Below are 21,694 nucleotides of genomic sequence, written 5' to 3' on the forward strand. Positions count from 1 at the left end.
TGACGTGCTCCCCGACTTTGGACCACCCGGATTGGGAATTTCCGGGGATAAACGATCAGGGTGGGCCGGCTGCCCCTGATGCGTTCATAAGCGATATCGGGGGTTTGTTCCCGATTGCGCTGTGCGGGCGGACTTCGTTGTAGTCTCTACGCCAATCCTCCATTTTCGAGCGGGCGTCGTCAAGGCTCATGAACCAGTGAGCGTTCAGGCATTCGGCTCGGAACTTGCCATTGAACGACTCGATAAAGGCGTTGTCGGTTGGCTTTCCAGGGCGGGAGAAGTCGAGCACGACGTCCTTCTGATACGCCCAGAGATCAAGGTCGCGGGAGATGAACTCCGAGCCTTGGTCGACCCGGATCGTCCTCGGATATCCTATTTCCCTGCAGACCTTTTCGAGTGTCATAACCACATCCTCGCCCCTGTAGCTGAACCGAGGGTCCACGGCTGGTGCGTAGCGTGAGAAGGTGTCCACGATAGTCAGGATACGGATCTTGCGGCCGGTGGCCAACTGGTCATGCACAAAGTCCATGGCCCACACTTGATTGGTGCTCGTGGCAGCCATCCGGTCATCACGCAGCTTTGCCCTAACCCGCCGCTTGGGCGTCTTGTTGCGCAGCTGAAGCCCCATCTCTTTGTAAAGCCTGTAGATTCTCTTCGGGTTCACATCCCAGCCCTCCCGGCGCAACAGGATGTGAACCCGACGATAGCCATAGCGGACACGGGTCTCGCAAATCTCCTTGATCCGTAGCTGCAGATCAGCCTGCTCGCCGCGCCTGGACTTGTAGTGGTAGAGCGACCTGTCGACTCTCAAGGCATCACAGGTCTTTCGGATCGAGACCTTCCAGGTCGCTCTGATCTCATCGACAAGCGAGCGCTTGCGAGCAGGCGTCAGAGCTTTTTTGACAGCACATCCTGAAGCATGGCCTTGTCCAGGCTCAGATCGGCGACGATCCGCTTGAGCTTGCCGTTCTCTTCCTCGAGCTGACGCAGCCGTTTCATCTCCGATGGCATCAGCCCCGCATACCGCTTGCGCCAGTTGTAAAACGTGGCTTCCGAAATGCCTGCCTTGCGACAGACTTCCCCGACCGCCGTGCCATCCTCGGCCTGCTTGAGCACGAAGGCGATTTGGGCCTCGGTAAACTTGGACTTCTTCATGAGCATTCTCCATCTCCCGACCACGGGATCATAATTGGAAAATTCCAGTTCAGAATGGTCCAAATTCACGGCAGCAGGTCAATACCAATTCCTCTGGTGGCCGATTGATATTCCATATCATGGCTGCGCTCGCTGAGTTCGAAAGAAGTCTCATTAGTGAGCGAACGAAAGCTGGCATGGAAGTTGCTCGCCTTAATGGAGGTCATCTTGGTCGCCGACCAGCACTAACCGAACATCAAGCACGCATGGCAGCAAAAGCTGTCAGCAAGGGTGAGGCATTTTCCGTCATTGCAAAACGCTTCGGAGTGACGCCTCGGACCCTGCGCCGCTATATGAACTGTCGACTCAATGAATGAATTCAGGGCTCGTTCATCTTTTCTACACTAATCCAAGCAGGAGGCATGTGCGTATTTGTCGTGCATAATGCAGTCCATGCAAAAAAACGATAGGCATGGTAGAATTTGCAGTGTTTAATTGGGCAACTTAATGAGCGACAATCAAATTGCATACCTTCTGGATCCTGAAATCGCAACAATTCGCAAAGTTCAATTAAGTACGGTCAATTTTTATAAATCCATAAAACTTGCTCTAGGGCATGATGTGGTTGATTGTACCAAGTTTGACGAAAAACATTTAATTTTTTTTGATGACAACGGACTCAAAGAAGGCATAACGCATTATGTAAGTATAAAATCCCTACCCGATCCATATGTTGGCAAAATAATATTTGCTGCAGGCAACATAGAATGGACCGCCCCCAAAATTTCTATGTCGGATATTTTGAAGAGACTAACATGTTATCATTCAGTTCTGGATCCTATTGTTGAGACCAGCGCTCGAACACATGGAAATGTGACAAGCTACATAAGCGCAGTTGCAGGATTTAAGGCGCGAATTGTTCCGTTCGAAATCAAGATTCAATGAGCAGCCTTCACTGAGGCTGATCGCTATGCATAGGTGAACATGATGGGTCTTGAACACGACTGCCCCTTCGAAGAAATCTGCGCGGCGGGCATCGATGAAAGATGCGACATGATCTGACCCCGCGGCCTCATCTGGGTCCGCGGCAGATTGCAACGGACGGCAAGGTTAAGTTGACCGGCGTTGCTCATCCAAACCGTAATCCCGCTTCACCTGGTTGACGAACTGCAGCACCTTGCTTCCGACGTCATCCATTGAGGCTCGGCTACATCGTCTATGGGTTGAATGGGTCGTCGCAGGCGACTGTACGGGATCTTTGTCGGATCGGATGGGTATGGGCCGCCACAGTCCACATAAATTATGGCATGGGCGATCGGCTCGAAAGCAGCAAAGAAGTGGCTGGCAGACTTGACCCCAGCAATCTTCTTGTCTGCAAGCGTGACGCCCATTTTCTCAAACGCGTCGGGATGATAGGTCTGAGTTCGCCGCGAGGCCACAACGATATCGAGATTGGCCAGGCGCAGAGCAACAGCAGCTCCGAGTGAGACCATACTCTGCTCGAAAGGAATAAGCAGATCCTTTGTGGTCGAAATCACCTCGAAAGTGCCGTCCAAAGGAGCCCCGGACGAGGGAGCGGCCTTTCCCCCTACCCTGAGTTCAATGCGCGATCCAACTCCCGCTGCCGTGCAGATGTCCACAGCAACGGGGTCCCATAGCGCTCCCAATGCAGCCGAAACATCTGGTTGCGCCAGCATCGCGTGAGCCAGAAAAGTACTGTCACCTGCAACGCCACCCCCCGGGTTGTCCCAGCGATCAGAAAGAATGACCGGAGCGCCATCCATGGCAATTGCCATTTCAATTGCTCTCGATGGACCAGGCATCTCCGGTAGCCTGTCGGCACCCAAACCCCGTACCCGTTCACAAATATCCTTTGCAAGCCGCCTGCCAAGATGTGGGTCTGCGTCAGTCACAACAACGACTTTTGAACCGACGTCAGGCATGTCGGCCGCAGGGAAGCCATGGACCACAGATATGGACAGCACACCATCGGTGCGCTCGAGCAAATGCAGCGCGTCAACCACAGAACGGCCAGGCTCTCGCGACGTCAGAAACGGGCTTATCGTACGGCAATCGAGAACGGTGAGATGCGGCTTGATCAGCTTTTGGGCCGCTCTGACGCAAATGTGCATGAGATCTCTGGCGCGCTCGAGAAAATCGGTATGTGGCACCTCCTTGAAGGTCACGATTACATCGCTATGACAGACCATTGCAGGCGTAAGGTGACAGTGCGGATCGAGCTCAATGCCTATGATGCAGTCCGGCCCGACCAGGGCGCGGACACGGGCTATCAGATCTCCTTCACAATCCTCATAGCCTTGCGCCATCATGGCGCCATGCAATCCGAGAAGAACGATGTCGCAATGGCCTGCCGCTTCAAGTTGTCCGAGGATTTCATCCCGCAACCCTTCATAGGCATCACAAGATACAAGACCCGCAGGTTCGGCCCAGGCCGCTGTGCCTTCAATGAGTTCATAACCGTATTGCTGCACACCTTCGCGCGCAGCGATAATAGGCGCGGTGCATAGGGTTGGAGTCGGGGGATGTTGGCCAGACGGTGCATAAAACGCCTCCTCAAAGGCGCGCCGGTCAATCCGGATTGGAGAAAAGGTGTTGGTTTCGGTCGCCAGTGCGGCGACAAACATTTTCATCGTTTCCGTGCTTTTTGTTGTCTCTCGCCCACGCGGCCTTCTCGCCGAGATCTTTCAGGCGGGTTTATACGCAGGTCGGACAGGCTGTCCTTTGCCTCCCGCAAACGTTCGAAATGCTTAGGGCCAAATTTCAGCGCCATTGCGGTTGCAACGATATCAATTGTTGCGCCGTGCACGACACGGGAAATCATGGGCGCGTAAATCTCAGTGTTCTCATGGGCGTCAACGGCCAGCAAGATGTCTGAAGCATAAGCGAGCGCAGTACCTGGCTTAGTCACTCCGATAACGGTTGCTCCGATAGCTTGGGCGCGCTCTGCCATTTTTAGCGTATCTGCGACCATGCCAGTATGTGAAAAACAGATCGCGACGTCGCCTCTCCGGAGCGTTGCAGCGGCAAGGCGTTGGATGTGAGTGTCTGCATAGGCAACGACTGGAATGCCGAAACGCATGAGCTTGTGCTGAGCTTCAATTGCAAGCGCGCTTGCAGAGCCCGTGCCATAGCAGTCAATCCTCGGTGCTCGCGTGAGAGCATCTACTGCTTGCTCAAGTGCCGACTGATCTATGGAGCTGCGAAGCTCACCGAGGGCAAGAATGCTGGAATCTATCACTTTCCCGACGATCGCTTCCAAGGAATCTCTGGCATCCACTTCGCTGTGAACGTAGGGTGTGCCCGACACTATGCTTTGCCCCGTTAGAAGCTTTAGGTCAGGATAACGTTTTAGCCCGAGCGAGCGAACGAAACGTAAAACTGTAGGTTGGCTTACGCCAACTGTATCGGCAAGATTGCCGATCGACATGTGAATCACACGCCCCGGATTGGCAAGCACAAAGTCGGCTACCCGTTGCTCGGAAGGTGATAGCCTGTTTCTGCGTGCTGACAGTCTCTCGAGAAACCGTTCGCCACTTTGGGCCTCATTGCCTTCACCGGCCGGTTCTGCCACGTGCATAACTCTCAGCGCTCCGGATCAAATTCAAAGATGGCTTCCACTTCGACGCAAGCTCCTAAAGGAAGACTTGCCACTCCAAGTGTCGTGCGGCTGTGTCGACCGGACGAGCCCATGATGTCGACGATGGTATCGGAAGCCCCGTTCATCACCAAGCCCGGCGTTGTATAGTCGGGCTCAACATTTACGAACCCTCCCAGTCGGACACACTGAACAATTCTGTCGAGAGACCCTAGGCCAAGCCGCGCATGGGCCAAAACATTCAATAGACAAAGGCGGGCGGCGTCATACCCGTCAGATTCTGTAATTTTACTCCCTACCCTTCCGGTGTGCACAACCGATATCTCACCTCCTGGGCCCATCGGGAGCTGTCCAGAAATGTAAATGAGGTTCCCAACAATCTCATATGACCTGTAATTTCCTTTTAATTCCGAAACTTGCGGAAGATCCAGAGACAGATCGGCGATGCGTGCCTCAAGCACTCCAAGGGATATATTTTGCAAAGTTCACTCCTTCTCGATGGCGCACACTCAAACATCAGCGGCATATCATCGACGTTTTCTTGACGCTCGACGTTGATGTTGTTTGCATTGACGACGGACAGTACGTAATTTATCTACATAACCTGTCGTCATCGGTGCGACAAGCGGGCAGAAAGAATTTTGAGGGGCAAAAGTGGAACACAACATCAGAGTCGACGACTTTACGGGTTTGCAACGGCTGGGGCTTGCGACCCTGCCCACACCGTTTGAACATGCACCCCGACTTGCCGAGGCAGTCGGTGCGGGAACGCTCTGGATCAAGCGCGAGGATCTTTCTGGTTACGCGCTCGGCGGTAACAAGCTTCGCCAGATCGATTTCATTGCCGCAGATGCCATTGGCTCCGGTGCTGATATCCTGATTTCAACAGCAGGAAGCCAGTCCAATTTCTGTCGCTCTCTGGCAGGAGCCGCCGCTCGATTGGGCATTGCCTGCCACCTGCATCTGAGATCAAAAATGGGAACCCAGAAGACTGGAAATCTGCTGCTCGACGACATCCTGGGCGCCAGGGTTACGTTCACTGATCACGCCGATCCGTGGGATCCCAGGATACTGGCTGAACTTGACGATATCGCCACCCAATATCGCGATCAGGGGCAGAAGCCGGCCATCATCCAATTGACAGGCTCTAGCGCGTCTCTGGGCGTTGCCGGCTGGGTTTCCGGAGCACGCGAACTGGTAGACGATTTCGCCCGGATGGGATCGACACCAACGATAATGGTTGCAGTCTGCGGCTCCGGCCTTACCCTTGCTGGGCTCGTGTTAGGCTTCAAGCTGCTCAACTGCCCGACGCGGATGGTCGGGATCAGCGCCCAGCAACCAGCCGCACGCCTCACCCAATGGATTATAAAGTCGGCGGATCAATGCGCCCGGGATCTTGGCTTGTCAGCAAGGGTAGATGCGAACGACTTCGATATCATCGACAGCGCCATCGATCCTGGCTACGGCATTGCCTCTCGAGAGTCTATTGACGCGGTCCGGCTTGCGGGTGCAACGCAAGGTCTTATCCTCGACCCCATATATACTGGCAAGGGTCTTGCCGGATTGCGGAGCGCCTTGGAGGCCGGACACTACGGCGATCATCCTGATGTTGTTTTCCTTCACTCGGGTGGTACGCCGAACGTATTTACCCACGCGAACCGGTTTGCTTAGGAGAGCTCGAGAATGGCTGCACAACTAACGATCGATCTCGACACTCCGGGCAAACAACACGGTTCTCTGCTTGTTCCATATTCCTCGGACCGTTCAGCTTACGGCCAGATCGTGGTACCGATCACGGCGATTTCAGGCGCGCCCGGCCCCACGTTCGTAGTAACAGGAGGGGTGCATGGCGATGAATATGAGGGACAGTTTATCCTCGCGCGGCTGGCCCGAGAGATCAAGCCGGCTGACATCCGGGGCCGCATCATCATCATACCAGTCTGTAATCCGCCGGCCTCGGCAGCGGGACGAAGGACCTCACCGGTCGACGGTGTCAATATGGCGCGCTGTTTCCCGGGGCGGGTCAATGGATCGCCAACCGAACAGATAGTCGAGGCAATCACGCGCCTGATTCTGCCATCGGCAAGTTTTCTTCTGGATTTTCATAGCGGTGGGTCGACGCTCGAATACATCCCAGCAACGCTTGCACGACTGCCCCAAAGCACGGAGTTGGCCGCGTCCGTCCTGGACCTTATGCTGGCTTTCGACGCTCCACTCTCGCTTTTACTAGGCCGACCGGAAAACAGCGGAACCCTGGTATCGACCGCACTCGAGTTGGGTGTCTCTGCCATTGCAACCGAGCTCGGCGGCGGTGGTGGCGTGACGCCTCAAACGGTAGAGACCGGGTGGCGCGGCCTTTGGCGTGTGCTCGCCAGCCTGAACATGGTATCGAAAAAAGTCGATCTGCAACCAGAGCGAACCCGGGTCATGGCCGTTGAGCCCCACCATTTCGTGCGGGCCTACTCAAACGGATATTATGAACCCCTAGTTGGGCTTGGAGACACGGTGACGGAAGGGCAATACCTTGGCCACATGTGGCGTCTGGAAGAGGCCGGAGCAGCGCCCGTCCCGCTCGTGAGCGGGACGACAGGTCTGTGCGTTTGTCGAAGGGTGCCGACAGCGACAGCACCGGGAGACGTCCTGCTGCACACGGCACGGGACATTTCTCAGTCTGAAGTCCTCAGCCTAGCAATGGCCTGACCCGCGCGACCAGATCGTCCATCGCCTGCTGGGGCTCCTTGAGACCAAGCACGACAGATTCGGCTTCTTCCTTGAAATAGTCAGCGGCCCGCGCTGCTTCATCGAATGCGGGCAGGGGAACGCGCGATACCTGGAGCACCTGGCGCTCGGCCTGAGAATAAGGCAGGTTTTCCATCACCCGGGGATCGTCATAGGTCGAGTTTCTAACAGGCCCATTGCCGTTGAGGGCTGCCGAAAGGGTCGCTTCACGACCCGACATGTGCTTTATGAACTGCCAGGCCAGTTCCTTGTTCTGCGAGTTTGCTGGAATGGCCATGCTCCAGAACTCCACCTTGGTGGGTGCCACTTCATAGACGCCCAGCAGTTCTTCGGCCACCGGGAACATTGTCGTCTGAATTTTGCCAGCAACCTGCGACGACTGCGGGTCGTTGTAGAGCCTGTTGCGGCTCATAGAGCTCATCGCCATAGCAGCGCGCCCATTCTGCATCCAGGTATTCGCGTCCTCCGCTGTCATGCCTGTCAAATTGCGAGGAATGGCGCCGGCCTCGTAGAGTTCGCGAATTGCGGTCAGCGCCCGCACCATCGCAGGCGAATTGGCAACGACCTCGAAATCGGACGTGATGAAATCAGCATCCCAAGCGCGGGCAAAAGCAATGACTTCAGGGTATGCCACGCCGGGCAGGATGAAACCCACGACAGGCGTACCGTCCTCGCGCGTATAGGTGCACTGCTTGGCATACTCAATGAATTCTTCAATGGTGTGCGGCGGCTGGGTCAGACCGCGCTCGGCAAAGATTTCCTCATTGTAGTGCAAGCCGGTGGAGGCATGGCGGTAAGGGACGGCATAGTGAGCGCCGTCCATCTGCACAGCTTCGCGTAAGCCGGGAAAAATGTCTTCCATGTCCTCGATTGGGTCATTCGCCATGAAGTCATCGAGCGGCTCAAAAAGAGTCGAGACGCGAGGCGTGAGATAGGTGTTGAGAAGGAACGCAACGTCTACCGAGGACTCACCCAGCGATGCCTCGCGGAAGACGCGGTCATGAAGCGGTCCGGTTTCAAAAGTAACCCAATTTACCCCTGCTCCCGTGGCTTCGCGGAAAAAGCGCGTCGCATCGCCACCGGCGGATGCATTGGACACGTTCTCAAGTACCCTATGCGCAAAGACGCCGATTTCGCCCGACTGCGCAAATGAGACGTTACTTATCAATGGAAAAGCTGCTGCTGCAGCACCGGCAGAAATGAAATGTCGACGGTTAATTAGCATGTGAGACCTCCTGTGTTGGGCGAAATCCGGATTACCGGGAAACCCCGCTCCCTTAATACAGCGCCCAACATAGTTTCAAAAAACTACATTGATCAAGCCATAATGCGCATTGACAGAGATCATTTTTTAATTTTACTACATCCGAAGCGACAGCCGAACCCACCTTATCCCTCAGGGTGCCCGACCAACTCGAGCCAGAGAGACATTCACGCGTGAACCCGTCATCTTCAGACAGCCCCCCTAAGCGTTCCAAGCTGTTGCCAGCATTCATCATGATCGCGCCAGTCCAGACAATGATCGGGACGATGATTCTGCTGCCCGTGCTTTATGTGTTCTGGCTAAGCCTGACCGTTTCTTCCTTTGGCCAGGCGCCCGTCTTCGTGGGTTTTGACAACTATGTGCGGGTGCTCTCCGATCCCTATTTCTGGCGTGCATTGCGCAACACAATGATCATTGTGCTTGTAGTTGTTCACGCTGAATTGTTGCTCGGTCTAGGCGTCGCCCTTTTGTTCGCAAGCGGCATACCCGCACGCCCGATAATGCTCGCAGCGGTGTTGGCGCCATATGCCGTGAGCGAAATCAGCGCGGTAGTGATGTGGCGCTATATGTTCGATCTCGATATTGGTTATGCTACCCAAGTTCTTAATTTTTTTGGGTTACCTACCCTCGAATGGGCGATCAATCCCGTTCATGGCCTCATGCTTGTAGCGATCCTTTCTATCTGGCTCAATCTCCCCTTCACTTTTGTCATTCTTTACGCCGCGCGCCTTGCCATCCCCAAAGATCTTTACGAGGCTGCAGAGGTCGATGGTGCTAGTCCATGGCAACAATTCCGAAAAGTGACGCTGCCCTTGCTCCTCCCAGCCATGCTTATCGCAATGCTTTTCCGTTACATTTTTGCGTTCAGGCTATTTTCGGAAGTCTGGCTTCTGACCGGGGGGGGGCCGGCCCGGCAGACTGAGGTTTTGGCCGTATATCTTTATCGCGAGGCGTTTCGGTACAACGCGTTCGGCACCGCGGCAGCAACAGGTTGGCTCCTGGTCATCGCCTCACTGGTGCTCGCTTTGTGGTATCTGCGCAAGCTCTACAAGGAGATGTTTGCAACCAATGCCTAAGATCCTTGGAAAAGGCCTCAAGGGGTTCGCGATCTTCGCCGTGCTTGGCTGGTCGTTAGCTCCTATAGTACTGATACTCATATCGTCCTTTAAACCCGACCGTGACATTTTTGCGGCGCCTCCACGTCTCTTGTTCGAACCTACGTTCGACCACTATGTGGCGCTGTGGACTCGATGGGGCGACTTCTTTGCGGGATTGGTCAACAGTCTGATCATCACGACGGGGGCAACCATTCTGGCGGTCGTCACCAGCGCAATGGCCGGCTATGCCTATTCGCGCTATCGCCACACCGTTATGTCAAGCAGCGCCTTTTTTCTTATCTTCATCCGATTGATCCCGCCAATCGTCATCACACTGCCACTGTTCCCTGTCGTGAACATCTTGCGCATCAACGACACTCACATCCTGATGATCGTGCTTTATGCGACGTTCTTTGTTTCGCTGGGAACGCTTATCATGCGCACTTTCATCGATCAGATACCCAAGGAGCTCGACGAGGCGGCCCATATCGATGGTGCAAGCCATTGGCAAATTCTGCGCAGGATCATTCTGCCACTCTCGGCGCAAGGCATGATTGCCGTTTCGGTCTTTGTCATCGTATTTGCATGGAACGAATTTTTGTTCGCCTTCATCTTCACAACCACCCGAGCAAAAACCGCCCCGCTCGTTCTCTCCGAGATGTTCGGGGCAGTAGAGGGCGTGGAATGGGGGGTGTTGTTCGCAGCTTCTACGCTGCAGCTACTGCCCGTACTCATCTTTGTAGTCCTGGCACAAAAACACCTTGTCGCTGGCTTGACTGCCGGAGCCACAAAGGGTTGAGCGCCCTACCTTACAAACCATAAGGAGGCAGCACGATGTTCGCAGCCGCACATGTAAACTACGCCCAGACACTGAGCCGTTTTGATCCACTGCCCAGAATTATCGCGATGGACGATTTTGACCGGGGGTTCTGCGGTTGGACACAACTTGTCGGGAACTATGAAGACAGTCTCGATGCCATGCTGCCCGGTTATGCGCAGCATTCTTCTCCCATGCTGTCCACCCTGCCCCATTGGGATGCTGGGTCGCACGGCGGCGTCGACGGTGACTACGCTCTCAAGATTGCAACTCGACCCAGAATCGGCGCGCAGAATGTTGCGATCAAGCGGTTGACCTTCAGAAAGGCCGGCCCCATTCGCATGGAAGCCTACCTAACCTTCAAGCCCGAGGCATCCGCTCTGAAGCTTTCCGAAACCGATGTGCGCTCAATCGGCTTTCTTTTTGACCTTCAGGTCGGAGACCAAATGGCAGGCAGTGGACATCGGGTCATGCCCCATATGCGTTTCCTTAACGCGGCGGATGGCAAGCATATCCAGAAATGGCAGTTCAAGCGGCAATCGGTACCGATTGTACCGATCGGTACCGAGAACAAGACGATCTCCCACTACCACCTCAGCCCCGACGGCTGGGAAGATCTGGCCGGTGGCGACCAAAAGCTGTGCTATAATGAAATTCCAACAAAGGTAAACTGGCACTATATCCGCTTCGATTTCGATCTCGCCTCCATGCAGTGCACGGGGTTCCGCTGCAACGATCGTGAGTTCGACGTCTCGGGATTCGATTCGATCCGGCTGCCAGCCATGAAGAACCTCTGGTGCATGCTCAACCTGGCGTTTTTCGCCGAAGCGGATGCCGACAAGCGCGCACTGCTTTATCTCGACTCCGTTTGTCTATCAGGAGATTTCTGATGCGCATGAGCACGAGCGCAATCGTCGCGCGCAATGTGGTCTGGGAAGGCACCAGCACAACCGAACCATATGAGGGCGGCTGGGCCAGAGAAGCTATTGCCTTTGTCCGAGCCCTCAAGGAGCCGGTCGGCAATCCCGGGCGCGCCTATGTTGAAGTTTCTCCCGACGGCCTCAATTGGGTGCGCGAGGGCACCAGTTTTGCCCTGCCGGCCAACGCGGATGAGGTAACCTTTGCACGCATCAATCATTTCGGAACCTGGCTGCGCATTGTGGGAGAACAACCCGCCGGGAGCTCGATTGTCGTCCTTGTCACGCTCCATTTAAAGTCCTGATCGCATGTCTTCTGCTCCTACTATCGCCCGCGTCAAAGCGTACCCTTTGCGCGTTGCCCTGCCGACCGCACAAGAAACATCCCAGGCCGTCTGGAACAGACTGGAACTTGTTGTGGTCGAGATTGAAACCCATTGCGGCATTGTCGGAATCGGTGAAGGACTGGCGCGCCGTGGCGCCAGGGCCTATGCAACAATGATCGAAGAGGTTCTCGGGCCCCTGTTGATTGGTGAGGATGCGCGCGACATACGGCGCCTTTGGCGCACCATGCGCTCGACATTGACAGGAAGGCCCGGCGGCCAGCTGATTGAAGCGATTGCAGCGATTGATATTGCTCTTTGGGACATCAAGGGCAAACATGTCGGCCAGCCCGTCTATCGTCTACTTGGCGGCATGGGACGTCAGCACGTGGATGCATACGCGTCCTCGATCAATTGGACTGATGACGCCACTGTCGAGAAAGAAGTCGCCGCCGTGGTCGCAGCCGGGTTTTCGACCATAAAGGTCAAGCTTGGAAACCCCGTCGACAAAGCCATCGCGCGCGCCCGCTTCGTGCGCGAATGCGCTCCCGATGCCGCCCTGGGTGTCGATGCAAACTGGGCCTATGACGTCGATGATGCCCTGAAACTGGGTCGCGTTCTTGTCGATCTCGGGTACGACTTTTTTGAAGAACCGATCGTACCCCAGGATCGCGAGGGCTATCGCCGACTGGCACATCACCTGCCCATTCGCCTCGCTGCGGGCGAAAGCGATTTCGTTTCCGCCGATGCCCTTGTCTCGTTGCGTGACCGCTCCATCGGAATGATCCAGCCAGATGTCACCCGTTCGGGCGGCATCACAGAGACTTGGCGAATTTGCGAACTGGCAGCGGCCCACAACGTAGCCTACGCCCCTCATGTCGGCTGGTCCGGCGCGATATGCGTGGCAGCGAGCCTGCATCTGGCGGCGGCGGCCGAAAGTTTCCGCAGTTTTGAATGCATGGTCTTTGACAATGTCTTGCGCGAACGGCTGTGCACCCCCTTGCTTGGTGCGATCGCCCAACTTGTCGAGGGCAAGCTGGCAGTACCGCAAGGTCCTGGTCTCGGCGTTGAAATCGACCGAGCCGTTCTAGAGGCTCACTGCATCGATTGATGCGAGTTTGCGAGTTCAGGGAGTAGATCATGGCGTCCGTATCGATAGAAAATGTCACAAAGAAATTCGGCGAACTCGAGGTCATAAAGGGGATTTCCGTGCCGATAGCCGATGGCGAATTTGTCATTCTCATCGGTCCATCGGGCTGCGGGAAATCAACCCTTCTGAGAATGATTGCCGGCCTTGAGGAGATATCGGGCGGAACAGTCGCCATTGATGGCAAGATGGTCAACAACGTGCCCGCCAAGGAGCGCGATATTGCCATGGTGTTTCAGAGCTATGCGCTCTATCCTCACATGACGGTTCGCGACAACATGGCATTCTCGCTTTTGCTGCGGAAAGCCCGCAAAGCCGAAATCGAAGCAGCCGTGACCAAGGCTGCCGAGACACTCGGACTGACAGAGCTGCTCGACCGTCTGCCACGACAGCTATCCGGTGGGCAGCGTCAGCGCGTTGCAATGGGACGCGCAATTGTTCGCGACCCCAAGGTCTTCCTATTCGATGAGCCCCTGTCCAATCTTGATGCTAAGCTCAGGGTACAGATGCGAACCGAAATCAAGGCGCTGCATCAACGCCTGCGGGCCACGACCGTCTATGTGACCCACGACCAGATCGAAGCCATGACAATGGCGGACAAGATTGTCGTAATGAAAGACGGACACATAGAACAAGTCGGTACGCCACTTGAGCTTTATGACAATCCGGCGAACCTCTTTGTTGCCCAATTCATCGGTAGCCCTGCCATGAACATTTTGCCAGCCCGCAGCTCTTCACAAGGCGTTTCGGTCGTTGACGATCTCTGGCACAGCGTCCCAGAGCTGCATCACTTGCCGACCAATAAACCCGTCACCATCGGAATTCGTCCCGAACATTTCGCGCTGGCAGATGAAGGCATCCCAGCAACAATAGAGGTCGTCGAGCCGACCGGCGCAGAGACCATCCTATCCGCCCGAATAGAAAGCCATCCCGTGACGGTTTTGATAAGGGACCGCGCAGACGTAAGACCCGGCGACGAAATATTTCTCACACCTGACTGGACAAGGGTTCATGCGTTCGACCCGGCAACTGGAAACAGGCTCTGAAGCCCATCCCAAGCCTTCCCGTTTTGAGAGGCCGAGTTACGAATAGTCAAGGCTGGGGCGTTGATTATCGCTTTGGCTTGCGAATAGGCCCTCTCGTTATTAGTCGACGATTTTGGTGCCTTTCGACATGGCCTTCACCCCCCTGAATTTGTAGGCTTTTGAGTGCTCAAGCGATGTGGGCCAGTTGGTGATGGACCAGAACAAGAGTCTGCGGGGCAACGTCACGGGAATTCTACCACAGCGGGAAAGCAGTCGTCGCAAGGTGCCGATTTTCCAGTCGAGTAACACTTATCTAGAACTTGCTAACACTTATCTCGAACTGAACTGAACTGAACTGAACTGAACTGAACTGAACTGATGGGATTGTCTAATCGCTACCTCGTCGTCAAGGCTTTATCGAGCAGAAACGCCGCTGCCGGATGCATGGTTGTCTTCGCGGTCGGCATAGGCCGCCGCATGATGGAGCTTCGAGGGAAGAGCCTTCAACGTGGATGACGCACTGCGCTAAACCAGCGGTGCAACCCCGCCAGTTCAGGACGACGACCAATCGGCCGCAAGCGTAAATTGCGCTTGATCGGAAATACCGATAGCGCGCGATATCTTTGGGGCATCCTGCACGGCGGTATGTGACATGTGTAGGATTTGGCGCCTGAAGGGTGCTGGAAACGTTGAGGTTCTGCGATAACGGCACTGGCATCACAAACTCAAATCTTGGCCATGGGTGCTGACGAGGAACACGCTAGATTTGTGGCCCCGCGCAAGCGTACAGACTGCCTTTGCAAGCTTGCGGACGATGGCGTTTATTGCATTCGGCCTGCCACGCATCCAATGCGTGTTCTACAAAAGGAATACGGCCGCCTGGCTCAAGCCCGGTCATCGCCTCTACTGCCAGAACATCGATGATCGACATGACTTGAGATGAAAGTTTTGCCCTTGTCTTTAAAGGCAGTCCGACGCGGAAGAGATAGCGCTCGATTTCAGATCGAATGTCCGTCCGGTAAGTACGCCATTGCGTCAAGACGACGGGCTCTTGGCATCCCCCCAAAAGCATGAAAAGGCATCCTGGTCTCTTGGCGGGGGCATAAAAAAGCGTGTTCATATCTTGTACAAGCTGTGACAAGGCGCGCTCGGGACTGTCATGCGCGAGGGCTTGGCGAACGATCTTGAGGCCGCGCTTGGCATAGCGGCGCATTACCTCATCACATAGGTCCAGTTTCGAGCCAAATGCTCCATAAAAGCTGCCGGCGCCAATACCCATCACGGCCATCAATTCTGTTACTGCAGCACCGCCGTAGCCCTTTTCTCTAAAAATCGCCTCCGCACGCTCAAGGGCAGTCTCATAATCGAATTGGCGCGCGCGACCCTTGGTCACTCGGTTGCCTCATGGCAAGAAATGCCGCCACCGAGATAGCGTCCCATCATCGCAAAAAATATTTTGAGTCTGTGTTGAAGACAGTCTTTGTCCTCCCAAGAGCGTGCGCCATAAAGTCTGATCAGCTTTTGATACGTTGCCAGTCGCTCTGTGGAGACAAAATGCCTGACAAGCGCGCTCGCCTTGCGCGCAGCGTACCAGTCCGTCACCAGGTCGATACCCGAAATCGGGTTGGCATCAACAGATTTCCGCACATAGGCTTGTGGAGATATCGGAGTATCGATGGCGGCAATTTCGAAAAGATCTTCAACCGAAACTGAGCTCATCAGCGCCGCGATGTCGCCGTGCCATTCGGTTGGCAAGTAACGATAGAGAACCAGTTCCCTCACGTGGCGATAGAGAAACTCCTTATAGGTTTTCGATTGTGTCCAATCGCATCCGCCACTCTCCTGATCGTACAAGGGAAAGAACGCGTCAAATCGTTCAAAATCCAAAAGTTGATGCCGAACGGACCAATCTTCCGAACTGATTTCTAGAATTCCAAACGCTGGTGGAAACGCGACGGGCGACGGCATTGCCACATTGGTCAGCCTCTCCGTACCGCAAACAAGCGTATTCTCATCGCTAACATGCAAGTGACCTGAAAAATGTAATCCGATGCCTGTACTTGCCACTTTCCTTGCAGTTTCCGGATGAGGTGTTCGACGGACTGCCTGGGACCGCAAAACAAACTGGGCCTCAAGTTCGAGGGTGCCATCGTATGTATCGAGCACTGGATAGTGAGAAAAACATACCAGAGTCTTGCCTTGGTCTTTCGCCCGTCGAGACACATCGGCCAACCAGTCTAATATGAATGGCTTGTGGTGGACCAAGCCATTCCAGCCGGCATCCGTGCTATCCTCAAACGCATCCTCTTGCGTGTTATCTCGGCGGCCGTTACGCGGTTCAAAAACATTGGCATCGATCGAGACAAGCCATAAATCTGGTTCGGGCTCCACCAGAAACGACAAATCGAGCTGGCGATGACAAACAGACCGGTCGGGGGACCATATGTCATACAGTCGAGCCTCGAAGGCGTCATCGTCTCCAAATGGAGATTCCCAATGAATGTCTTCGTTTCGGCGCTTAATGCCATATGGCGCCCAAAGCGGAGCTGTGTCTGGATAAGATCGACAGAACATTGCGGCATCAACCGTGACATTGGTGTCGCAGCGGGCCGATGTGCTAGAAACAAGGGCCGTTCCACCATGCCTTTCGTAAAAGCGTTTGGCATGATGACGTCCGCTCATGCCGTAGATGTCGTGATTTCCGGGCGTGAGAAAGAACCGCATACCGTGCTCTCGTTCGTATTGGTCGAGCAAGCCCAAAGCGGCGTTCATGGACGCTATTTGGCCGTCGTCGGTCAGATCCCCAACGATCGCCACAAGTCGGATGTCCTGATCTGCACACGCATCCAGTGCAGCACGAAAAGCAAAATAGCTTTCGTTGAAGATCCGGGTCGATGCTGAACTGTCCGCGCGGGTGCGGATGCAAGCGCCTAGCTTGCCATCAAAAGTGACGCCGGCGAAGTCATACCCGGGGAAAATTTCGTGATAATGGGGGTCCGCAATCATTGCGATTTTATGCATGGCTTCAATTTTCTGGTTTGGGCCTGAGACGGGTGTCACGCAGAGCGCCAATGTCGCTCAAAATCGGATAGGCGACCGAAATCAGATGCGCATTGACCCGCTTGAGGTCACGCAAGATATCAAGATGTAATCCAGAGGTTTCGACCGTTTCGGTCCGCTGAGCCCTCAAACGCTCAAGGTGGCGTTCGGAAGATTCGGTCTCCAGACGCCTCACATCGGATTTGCAACCCACCAATTGGCGCGCAAGCTCAGGATCGCGAGACAGGAAAACGGACTGAGCAATTTGCAGTATCTCAAGCGTGCGATCATAAAAGACGACGATTTCCCTCAGGCCTTCGGCAGAAAAGGCAAGGTTGCGCTTGGACTTTTTAGCCGCAAGCTCGGCCAGTCCGCTGTCGATAATATCCCCAATATGTTCGAGGTTGACCGCATAGGACATTATTTCGGTTGCGCGACGGGCATCAGTCTCGTCCAATCCCAGACTTCCCAGTTTTGAAAGGTAGGTCTTGATCTCGGCATGGACGCGATCAATGTCATTTTCAATTGCACTGAGCCGAGAAAGGAGTGCGGGATCGGGCGATTTGATCGCTAACATGCTGGTTTCGAGCATGTCACTGACCATGTCGCCGAGCCGCAATGTTTCTCGTGCGGCCGATGATAGAGCAAGTGTCGGCGTTACTAGCGCTGTGGCATCGAGATAGCGTGGCGCCGATTTTGGCTCCGCTTGGTCCGGAATAAGTTTTTCGAAAAGCCGGGCAATAGGGCCGAGTATTGGGAGAAAAACCAATAAAAGGACGCTTGAGAAACCAATATGGGTAACCAGAGCCAGAGTGCCGATGTCCGGCCAGATCGCAATCATGGGCTGAGCCAACCAACCGGCAGACACTGTCAGTACAATGGCGCCGGCGCACCTTATTGCCAAATTTGAAAAGGCAAGTCGACGCGCCGCAATCCCTTCATTGACGACTGCAAGATATGGTGGGATTGCGCCTCCAAGATTAGCACCCGCGATGAGTACCAATGCCAAAGCCGGAGATATGATCTCCGATTGTCCCAGTAGAACAACAAACAGAACAACGGCAAGGCTGGAGGACGCTAGAAAAGCAAGTGCCGAAGAAAAAAGGAGCGCAAAAATCGGGGCATCGCCAAGATTTGCCAATAAGTAGATAACGGCCTCTGATGTCCTGATGGGCACCGTCGCCTCACTTAGAAGGGTGAGGGCGAGCAACATCAGCCCCAGGCCCAGGATTGCACGCCCCAATCCCTTGCCTTTGGAATACCGGCTGCGATTGAACACCGCGACGCCCAGCACAATCAGGACCGGCGAAAGCCAATTCAGATCAAGGGACAGGACCACAGCAGCAAGGCTGGTCCCAATATTGGCGCCAAGCATGACAGCTTGAGCCATAACACCCGATATCAGATCTCGCGCGGCAAATGACGCGATGATGACTGCAGTGGCGGTGCTGGACTGAACAGCTACAGTGGCAACCAATCCGACAGCTGCCGCCAAGACGCGATTTTGCGTACTTTTACCAATCCAATGTCGCAGCTCGGTGCCATAGGCCCGCAACATGCCGGTCTTTATCAGCCGCAAGCCCCATAGCAGTAGCGCACCTGCGCCGAGCAGATTGATAAGGATGTAGGTCGAGCCGATTTCACTGCTCCTCAAGCACATCGATGGCCTGCGCTGCTTGTCGCGCGGCCTCGATCAACATCGGCTTGGGGGTTTCGAACCATTCGTCGCGCCGCAATTCGCGCCGCTCCCGCACATGAGCAATCGCATCGTCAAGGCTGGGAAAGCGATCGGCATGATTCTTGGCGAGGTAGAGCGAAACCAATGCAACCGATCGACTGCGGCCACCCCTGCAGTGAACAAGAATATTGCCGCGCTCACGATGAGGGTAGCTCTCCCGTTCGGGCATTCTCTGCTTGAGCGCACCATCGAGTATGTAATAGCCGGCCAGCATCATCCGGGCGGGATTGCCATCGCCATCGATCAGTCCAATCTTATATGCGCGCAGCGCGCCGTGCCCTGTGGCGACTTTGCCTGGCTCAGCCGCCAGCGCAGGCTCAAGCACGTAGTTGAAGTCAAGATTGACCGCGCAGTTGATGACTGTCGTTATTCCGTTTTGCCTAAGCAGGTCCAAATCACGCGCACCGTCGGACCCGCCGATGTAAAGGGAGACTTTATCCTCACCAATCCCTTCGGCAATCAGGCTGATATCGGGGCGAGCGTAATGAGGAGCAATCTGCGCCATGCGGTATTCCTTCAACTATGCGTGCATTTCTTATTTCGAGCAGATGGAGATCCCGCGATAGCGGACAACCGTTCCGAGAATATCAAAATAGTTGCACAGCTGTGCAATCCGGTCAATAGGAGGTGGCTTGGCTGCTCATGCAAGACGCCCAATAGGCCATCAGCCTGTCGGCCAAACTCTTGCAATTGATTATCAAGCCCGTTCTAGCTATGAAGTGACATGTAAAGTTCATTTGGGGGCGAATTGTAATAGCACAGCTGTGCAATTCCTGGACTGAATCGGAAACGGGACGAGATGAAGCAAGATAAGCTGGTCACCGGTCAGAAAAAGTCATTTGTCAGCGCTCAGCAAGTTGCCGCGCGCGCCGGGGTATCACGCTCAGCGGTGTCGCGCACATTTACCAATGGGGCGAGCGTCTCTCCCGGTACGCGACAACGGGTTTTGCAGGCGGCCGAAGAGCTTGGCTATACGGTCAATCATCTTGCGCGCGGGCTGATTCAAGACCGCAGCAATATCGTTTCGCTCGTGGTTGCCGATCTTAACACGCCGTATCAGGCCAAGATGATTGAGGTTCTCACGCGTCGATTGCAGGCCGCCAACAAGGTGGCAATGGTCATCAATTCAGCAGGCGAGAATGCAGACGTGGAAACGGCACTTCGCCAGACACTGCACTATCGTGCAGATGCCACGATTGTACTTTCCGGTCAGCCGAATGCGTCCCTGATTGAGACCTGTCTCGCCAACGGCCAGCACGTAATCCTTGTCAATCGCGACGATCCTGTTCCCGGCCCGGAAACGATCGTTGTGACGAACAGAACGGCTGCGTCCCAAGCGTTTGACATGCTCCATCGAGCAGGCTGCAAGAAGCTGGTTGTTATTGGATCAGCAGTTGGATCCGCTTCGCTGAACGCTCGCGAACAAGCGTTTGTTGCCGCAGCGGAAGACGCCGGCGTCGCAGTCAGTGTGACGCGACTTGGACCGACGGCCTACGCGTCGGGTGTGGAGGCGGCACGCCTTGTCTTGAGCCATGCGGAACAACCCGACGGTGTTTTTTGTCTGACCGACTTGTTAGCATGCGGATTTCTGGATGCGGCTCGAAACGAATTTGGCCTGTCCGTGCCCGATGAGCTGTGTGTCGTAGGCTTTGACGATATCGAACAGGCCGGTTGGTCATCATATGAATTGACGACATTCCGACAACCGATCGAACAGATCGCGGATCATGTGGTGACCCTGATTGATCACCACCACCCAACCGATAGTGTCCAGGAGCCAAAACGGTTCCAGGTTCAGCCCGTATGGCGAAAATCGGTACGGCCCCGCTAGAGCCAATCACTTGCACGTGATGCCAGTGGCTGCGGTCATTAACGCAGCAATGCCAGGGGTAGCAGCAAGCACGCCTCCCCCCGCAGTGAGACCGCCTGACTCAAGGAAATCACATATTGTCCCGCCAGCTTCTTGGACCAAGAGCAGGCCAGCAAGACAATCCCATGGGTGCATGTGCAGCTCCGCATAAGCATCAGACCTGCCATCTGCAACATATGCAAGACCCAAGGCACCTGACGCAGCGCGGCGCACGTTCGGGCCTGCTGAAAGAATTTGGCCCAACGTATCAAGATAGGTCCTATTGGCGATGCGGGTTGACCAGCCGAGTTCGACACATGCCGCTTGTGGATCGCTTACCGATGAAACCGAGATTGCCGTCTGGTTGCGGGTCGCACCGTGACCTTTTCGTGCAAAATAAAGTTCATCATGGGCGGGATCGTAAATCGCTCCAAGCAACACCTCCTCGGCTGAAACCAGCGCGATGGAAATACAGTAATGTGGGATACGGCGCGCGAAATTTGCCGTGCCGTCGATGGGGTCAACAACCCAGGTCATCGCAGCCGGCGATGAACCGGATTCTTCACCCACAAAGCCATCTTCGGGAAAGCGCTGTGCAATCTGGTTTCGAACGAGTGCTTCAACCGCAGCATCTGTCTCAGTGAGAAAGTCCTGAGGGCCCTTCATTTCAAACCCACCTGCGCCTGTCTCAAACGCGGCTTGGGCCAATGCTCCCGCCGCCCGGATAATATCCGACAGCGCTTGCGCGCGTGCATCAAGCGCCCGATCGCCTGAAATTGGCTTTAGTTTTTGATGCGATATTGCTGTCATAAGCAGTTTACTCTGGTTCAATTTGAATGGGGCAGGATGGTATGGGGCGAACGTCCTACGGGAGCGTCCAGCGAAGACACTAGGGAGAAGCCTGCAGCAGCTACGCCAAGCACACTTGGAGACTGACAAGATTGAAGGCGGCAGCAGTCCTACCGCCTTCAATGGTGCATTGGCACGTC

General features: G+C 55.0%; 21 protein-coding genes. 11 read left to right on the top strand and 10 right to left on the bottom strand.

Annotated elements, in window-relative coordinates; genetic code table 11:
- Positions 1 to 55 precede the first annotated feature (55 nt).
- A protein-coding gene (locus tag EO133_RS04640; RefSeq protein WP_371870951.1) for an IS3 family transposase occupies positions 56 to 1,155 on the bottom strand; the annotation gives its coding sequence in 2 pieces (ribosomal slippage) (positions 56 to 894 and positions 894 to 1,155; 1,101 coding nt in all).
- 119 nt (positions 1,156 to 1,274) lie between these two features.
- Between EO133_RS04640 and EO133_RS20805 the strand changes: the two genes are divergently transcribed.
- Both EO133_RS20805 and EO133_RS04650 read left to right on the top strand, forming a co-directional pair.
- Entirely contained in the window at positions 1,275 to 1,511 is a 237-nt protein-coding gene (locus tag EO133_RS20805; protein WP_127071552.1) for a helix-turn-helix domain-containing protein, read from the top strand.
- 130 nt (positions 1,512 to 1,641) lie between these two features.
- Entirely contained in the window at positions 1,642 to 2,079 is a 438-nt protein-coding gene (locus EO133_RS04650) for a hypothetical protein (protein ID WP_127071505.1), read from the top strand.
- Between the two features lie 206 nt (positions 2,080 to 2,285).
- On the opposite strand, the gene EO133_RS04655 is transcribed toward EO133_RS04650, so the two are convergent.
- From EO133_RS04655 to EO133_RS04665, 3 genes are read right to left on the bottom strand one after another with little or no spacing between them, the layout of a single operon-like run.
- Positions 2,286 to 3,785 (bottom strand): M81 family metallopeptidase, encoded by a 1,500-nt coding sequence (locus tag EO133_RS04655; RefSeq protein WP_127071506.1) that lies wholly within the window; start codon positions 3,783 to 3,785, stop codon positions 2,286 to 2,288.
- Positions 3,782 to 4,732, bottom strand: coding sequence for an SIS domain-containing protein (locus EO133_RS04660; protein WP_127071507.1), 951 nt, complete (start codon positions 4,730 to 4,732; stop codon positions 3,782 to 3,784). Before EO133_RS04660 ends, EO133_RS04655 begins: the two co-directional genes overlap by 4 nt.
- 5 nt (positions 4,733 to 4,737) lie before the next feature.
- The gene (locus EO133_RS04665; RefSeq protein WP_244640884.1) at positions 4,738 to 5,232 is read right to left on the bottom strand and encodes a RidA family protein; all 495 of its coding nucleotides are present in this window, start codon (positions 5,230 to 5,232) and stop codon (positions 4,738 to 4,740) included.
- 172 nt (positions 5,233 to 5,404) lie between these two features.
- Here EO133_RS04665 and EO133_RS04670 point away from each other — a divergent pair, with 172 nt between their 5' ends.
- Both EO133_RS04670 and EO133_RS04675 read left to right on the top strand, forming a co-directional pair.
- Positions 5,405 to 6,421, top strand: a complete 1,017-nt coding sequence (locus tag EO133_RS04670; protein WP_127071508.1) for a pyridoxal-phosphate dependent enzyme — start codon at positions 5,405 to 5,407, stop codon at positions 6,419 to 6,421.
- A gap of 12 nt (positions 6,422 to 6,433) precedes the next feature.
- Complete coding sequence (locus EO133_RS04675) at positions 6,434 to 7,450, top strand: succinylglutamate desuccinylase/aspartoacylase family protein (protein ID WP_127071509.1); 1,017 nt, start codon at positions 6,434 to 6,436, stop codon at positions 7,448 to 7,450.
- Here the strand turns inward: EO133_RS04675 and EO133_RS04680 are convergent.
- Positions 7,431 to 8,714 carry an ABC transporter substrate-binding protein gene (locus tag EO133_RS04680; protein ID WP_127071510.1) on the bottom strand — a complete coding sequence of 428 codons (1,284 nt, stop codon included), beginning with the start codon at positions 8,712 to 8,714 and terminating at the stop codon, positions 7,431 to 7,433. The genes EO133_RS04675 and EO133_RS04680 overlap by 20 nt on opposite strands.
- 272 nt (positions 8,715 to 8,986) lie before the next feature.
- Between EO133_RS04680 and EO133_RS04685 the strand changes: the two genes are divergently transcribed.
- From EO133_RS04685 to EO133_RS04710, 6 genes are read left to right on the top strand one after another with little or no spacing between them, the layout of a single operon-like run.
- Positions 8,987 to 9,829 (top strand): carbohydrate ABC transporter permease, encoded by an 843-nt coding sequence (locus EO133_RS04685; protein WP_127071511.1) that lies wholly within the window; start codon positions 8,987 to 8,989, stop codon positions 9,827 to 9,829.
- On the top strand, positions 9,822 to 10,649 hold the full coding sequence (locus EO133_RS04690) for a carbohydrate ABC transporter permease (protein WP_127071512.1): 828 nt from the start codon (positions 9,822 to 9,824) through the stop codon (positions 10,647 to 10,649). Before EO133_RS04685 ends, EO133_RS04690 begins: the two co-directional genes overlap by 8 nt.
- Positions 10,650 to 10,684: 35 nt before the next feature.
- Positions 10,685 to 11,557 (top strand): DUF6772 family protein, encoded by an 873-nt coding sequence (locus tag EO133_RS04695; protein ID WP_127071513.1) that lies wholly within the window; start codon positions 10,685 to 10,687, stop codon positions 11,555 to 11,557.
- On the top strand, positions 11,557 to 11,889 hold the full coding sequence (locus EO133_RS04700) for a hypothetical protein (RefSeq protein ID WP_244640885.1): 333 nt from the start codon (positions 11,557 to 11,559) through the stop codon (positions 11,887 to 11,889). The genes EO133_RS04695 and EO133_RS04700 overlap by 1 nt, the downstream gene beginning before the upstream one ends.
- Before the next feature lie 4 nt (positions 11,890 to 11,893).
- A complete protein-coding gene (locus EO133_RS04705; RefSeq protein ID WP_127071514.1) occupies positions 11,894 to 13,018 on the top strand; it encodes a mandelate racemase/muconate lactonizing enzyme family protein in 1,125 nt (374 codons plus the stop codon).
- 29 nt (positions 13,019 to 13,047) lie between these two features.
- Entirely contained in the window at positions 13,048 to 14,100 is a 1,053-nt protein-coding gene (locus EO133_RS04710; RefSeq protein WP_127071515.1) for an ABC transporter ATP-binding protein, read from the top strand.
- Positions 14,101 to 14,839: 739 nt separating this feature from the next.
- On the opposite strand, the gene EO133_RS04715 is transcribed toward EO133_RS04710, so the two are convergent.
- The 4 genes from EO133_RS04715 to EO133_RS04730 are packed head-to-tail and all read right to left on the bottom strand — an operon-like array spanning position 14,840 to position 19,361.
- The gene (locus EO133_RS04715; RefSeq protein WP_127071516.1) at positions 14,840 to 15,472 is read right to left on the bottom strand and encodes a TetR/AcrR family transcriptional regulator; all 633 of its coding nucleotides are present in this window, start codon (positions 15,470 to 15,472) and stop codon (positions 14,840 to 14,842) included.
- Complete coding sequence (locus EO133_RS04720) at positions 15,469 to 17,100, bottom strand: metallophosphoesterase family protein (protein WP_127071517.1); 1,632 nt, start codon at positions 17,098 to 17,100, stop codon at positions 15,469 to 15,471. The genes EO133_RS04715 and EO133_RS04720 overlap by 4 nt, the downstream gene beginning before the upstream one ends.
- Before the next feature lie 4 nt (positions 17,101 to 17,104).
- Positions 17,105 to 18,778: a Na/Pi cotransporter family protein gene (locus EO133_RS04725; RefSeq protein ID WP_127071518.1), complete on the bottom strand. Its 1,674-nt coding sequence runs from the start codon at positions 18,776 to 18,778 to the stop codon at positions 17,105 to 17,107.
- Positions 18,759 to 19,361, bottom strand: coding sequence for a dual specificity protein phosphatase family protein (locus tag EO133_RS04730; protein WP_127071519.1), 603 nt, complete (start codon positions 19,359 to 19,361; stop codon positions 18,759 to 18,761). The genes EO133_RS04725 and EO133_RS04730 overlap by 20 nt, the downstream gene beginning before the upstream one ends.
- A gap of 294 nt (positions 19,362 to 19,655) precedes the next feature.
- Here EO133_RS04730 and EO133_RS04735 point away from each other — a divergent pair, with 294 nt between their 5' ends.
- Complete coding sequence (locus EO133_RS04735; protein ID WP_127071520.1) at positions 19,656 to 20,687, top strand: LacI family DNA-binding transcriptional regulator; 1,032 nt, start codon at positions 19,656 to 19,658, stop codon at positions 20,685 to 20,687.
- 6 nt (positions 20,688 to 20,693) lie between these two features.
- Here the strand turns inward: EO133_RS04735 and EO133_RS04740 are convergent, their stop codons facing one another.
- Positions 20,694 to 21,515 carry an inositol monophosphatase family protein gene (locus tag EO133_RS04740; RefSeq protein ID WP_127071521.1) on the bottom strand — a complete coding sequence of 274 codons (822 nt, stop codon included), beginning with the start codon at positions 21,513 to 21,515 and terminating at the stop codon, positions 20,694 to 20,696.
- Between the last annotated feature and the right edge of the window lie 179 nt (positions 21,516 to 21,694).

It is taken from the genome of Pelagibacterium lentulum (assembly GCF_003992625.1).
GTDB lineage: Bacteria > Pseudomonadota > Alphaproteobacteria > Rhizobiales > Devosiaceae > Pelagibacterium > Pelagibacterium lentulum.

Coding starts and splice junctions, on each gene's coding strand:
- EO133_RS20805 (WP_127071552.1), top strand. CDS start 1,275: ATGGCTGCGCTCGCTGAGTTCGAAAGAAGTCTCATTAGTGAGCGAACG.
- EO133_RS04650 (WP_127071505.1), top strand. CDS start 1,642: ATGAGCGACAATCAAATTGCATACCTTCTGGATCCTGAAATCGCAACA.
- EO133_RS04655 (WP_127071506.1), bottom strand. CDS start 3,785: ATGAAAATGTTTGTCGCCGCACTGGCGACCGAAACCAACACCTTTTCT.
- EO133_RS04660 (WP_127071507.1), bottom strand. CDS start 4,732: ATGCACGTGGCAGAACCGGCCGGTGAAGGCAATGAGGCCCAAAGTGGC.
- EO133_RS04675 (WP_127071509.1), top strand. CDS start 6,434: ATGGCTGCACAACTAACGATCGATCTCGACACTCCGGGCAAACAACAC.
- EO133_RS04680 (WP_127071510.1), bottom strand. CDS start 8,714: ATGCTAATTAACCGTCGACATTTCATTTCTGCCGGTGCTGCAGCAGCA.
- EO133_RS04685 (WP_127071511.1), top strand. CDS start 8,987: ATGATCGCGCCAGTCCAGACAATGATCGGGACGATGATTCTGCTGCCC.
- EO133_RS04690 (WP_127071512.1), top strand. CDS start 9,822: ATGCCTAAGATCCTTGGAAAAGGCCTCAAGGGGTTCGCGATCTTCGCC.
- EO133_RS04695 (WP_127071513.1), top strand. CDS start 10,685: ATGTTCGCAGCCGCACATGTAAACTACGCCCAGACACTGAGCCGTTTT.
- EO133_RS04700 (WP_244640885.1), top strand. CDS start 11,557: ATGCGCATGAGCACGAGCGCAATCGTCGCGCGCAATGTGGTCTGGGAA.
- EO133_RS04705 (WP_127071514.1), top strand. CDS start 11,894: ATGTCTTCTGCTCCTACTATCGCCCGCGTCAAAGCGTACCCTTTGCGC.
- EO133_RS04710 (WP_127071515.1), top strand. CDS start 13,048: ATGGCGTCCGTATCGATAGAAAATGTCACAAAGAAATTCGGCGAACTC.
- EO133_RS04720 (WP_127071517.1), bottom strand. CDS start 17,100: ATGCATAAAATCGCAATGATTGCGGACCCCCATTATCACGAAATTTTC.
- EO133_RS04725 (WP_127071518.1), bottom strand. CDS start 18,778: ATGTGCTTGAGGAGCAGTGAAATCGGCTCGACCTACATCCTTATCAAT.
- EO133_RS04730 (WP_127071519.1), bottom strand. CDS start 19,361: ATGGCGCAGATTGCTCCTCATTACGCTCGCCCCGATATCAGCCTGATT.
- EO133_RS04735 (WP_127071520.1), top strand. CDS start 19,656: ATGAAGCAAGATAAGCTGGTCACCGGTCAGAAAAAGTCATTTGTCAGC.
- EO133_RS04740 (WP_127071521.1), bottom strand. CDS start 21,515: ATGACAGCAATATCGCATCAAAAACTAAAGCCAATTTCAGGCGATCGG.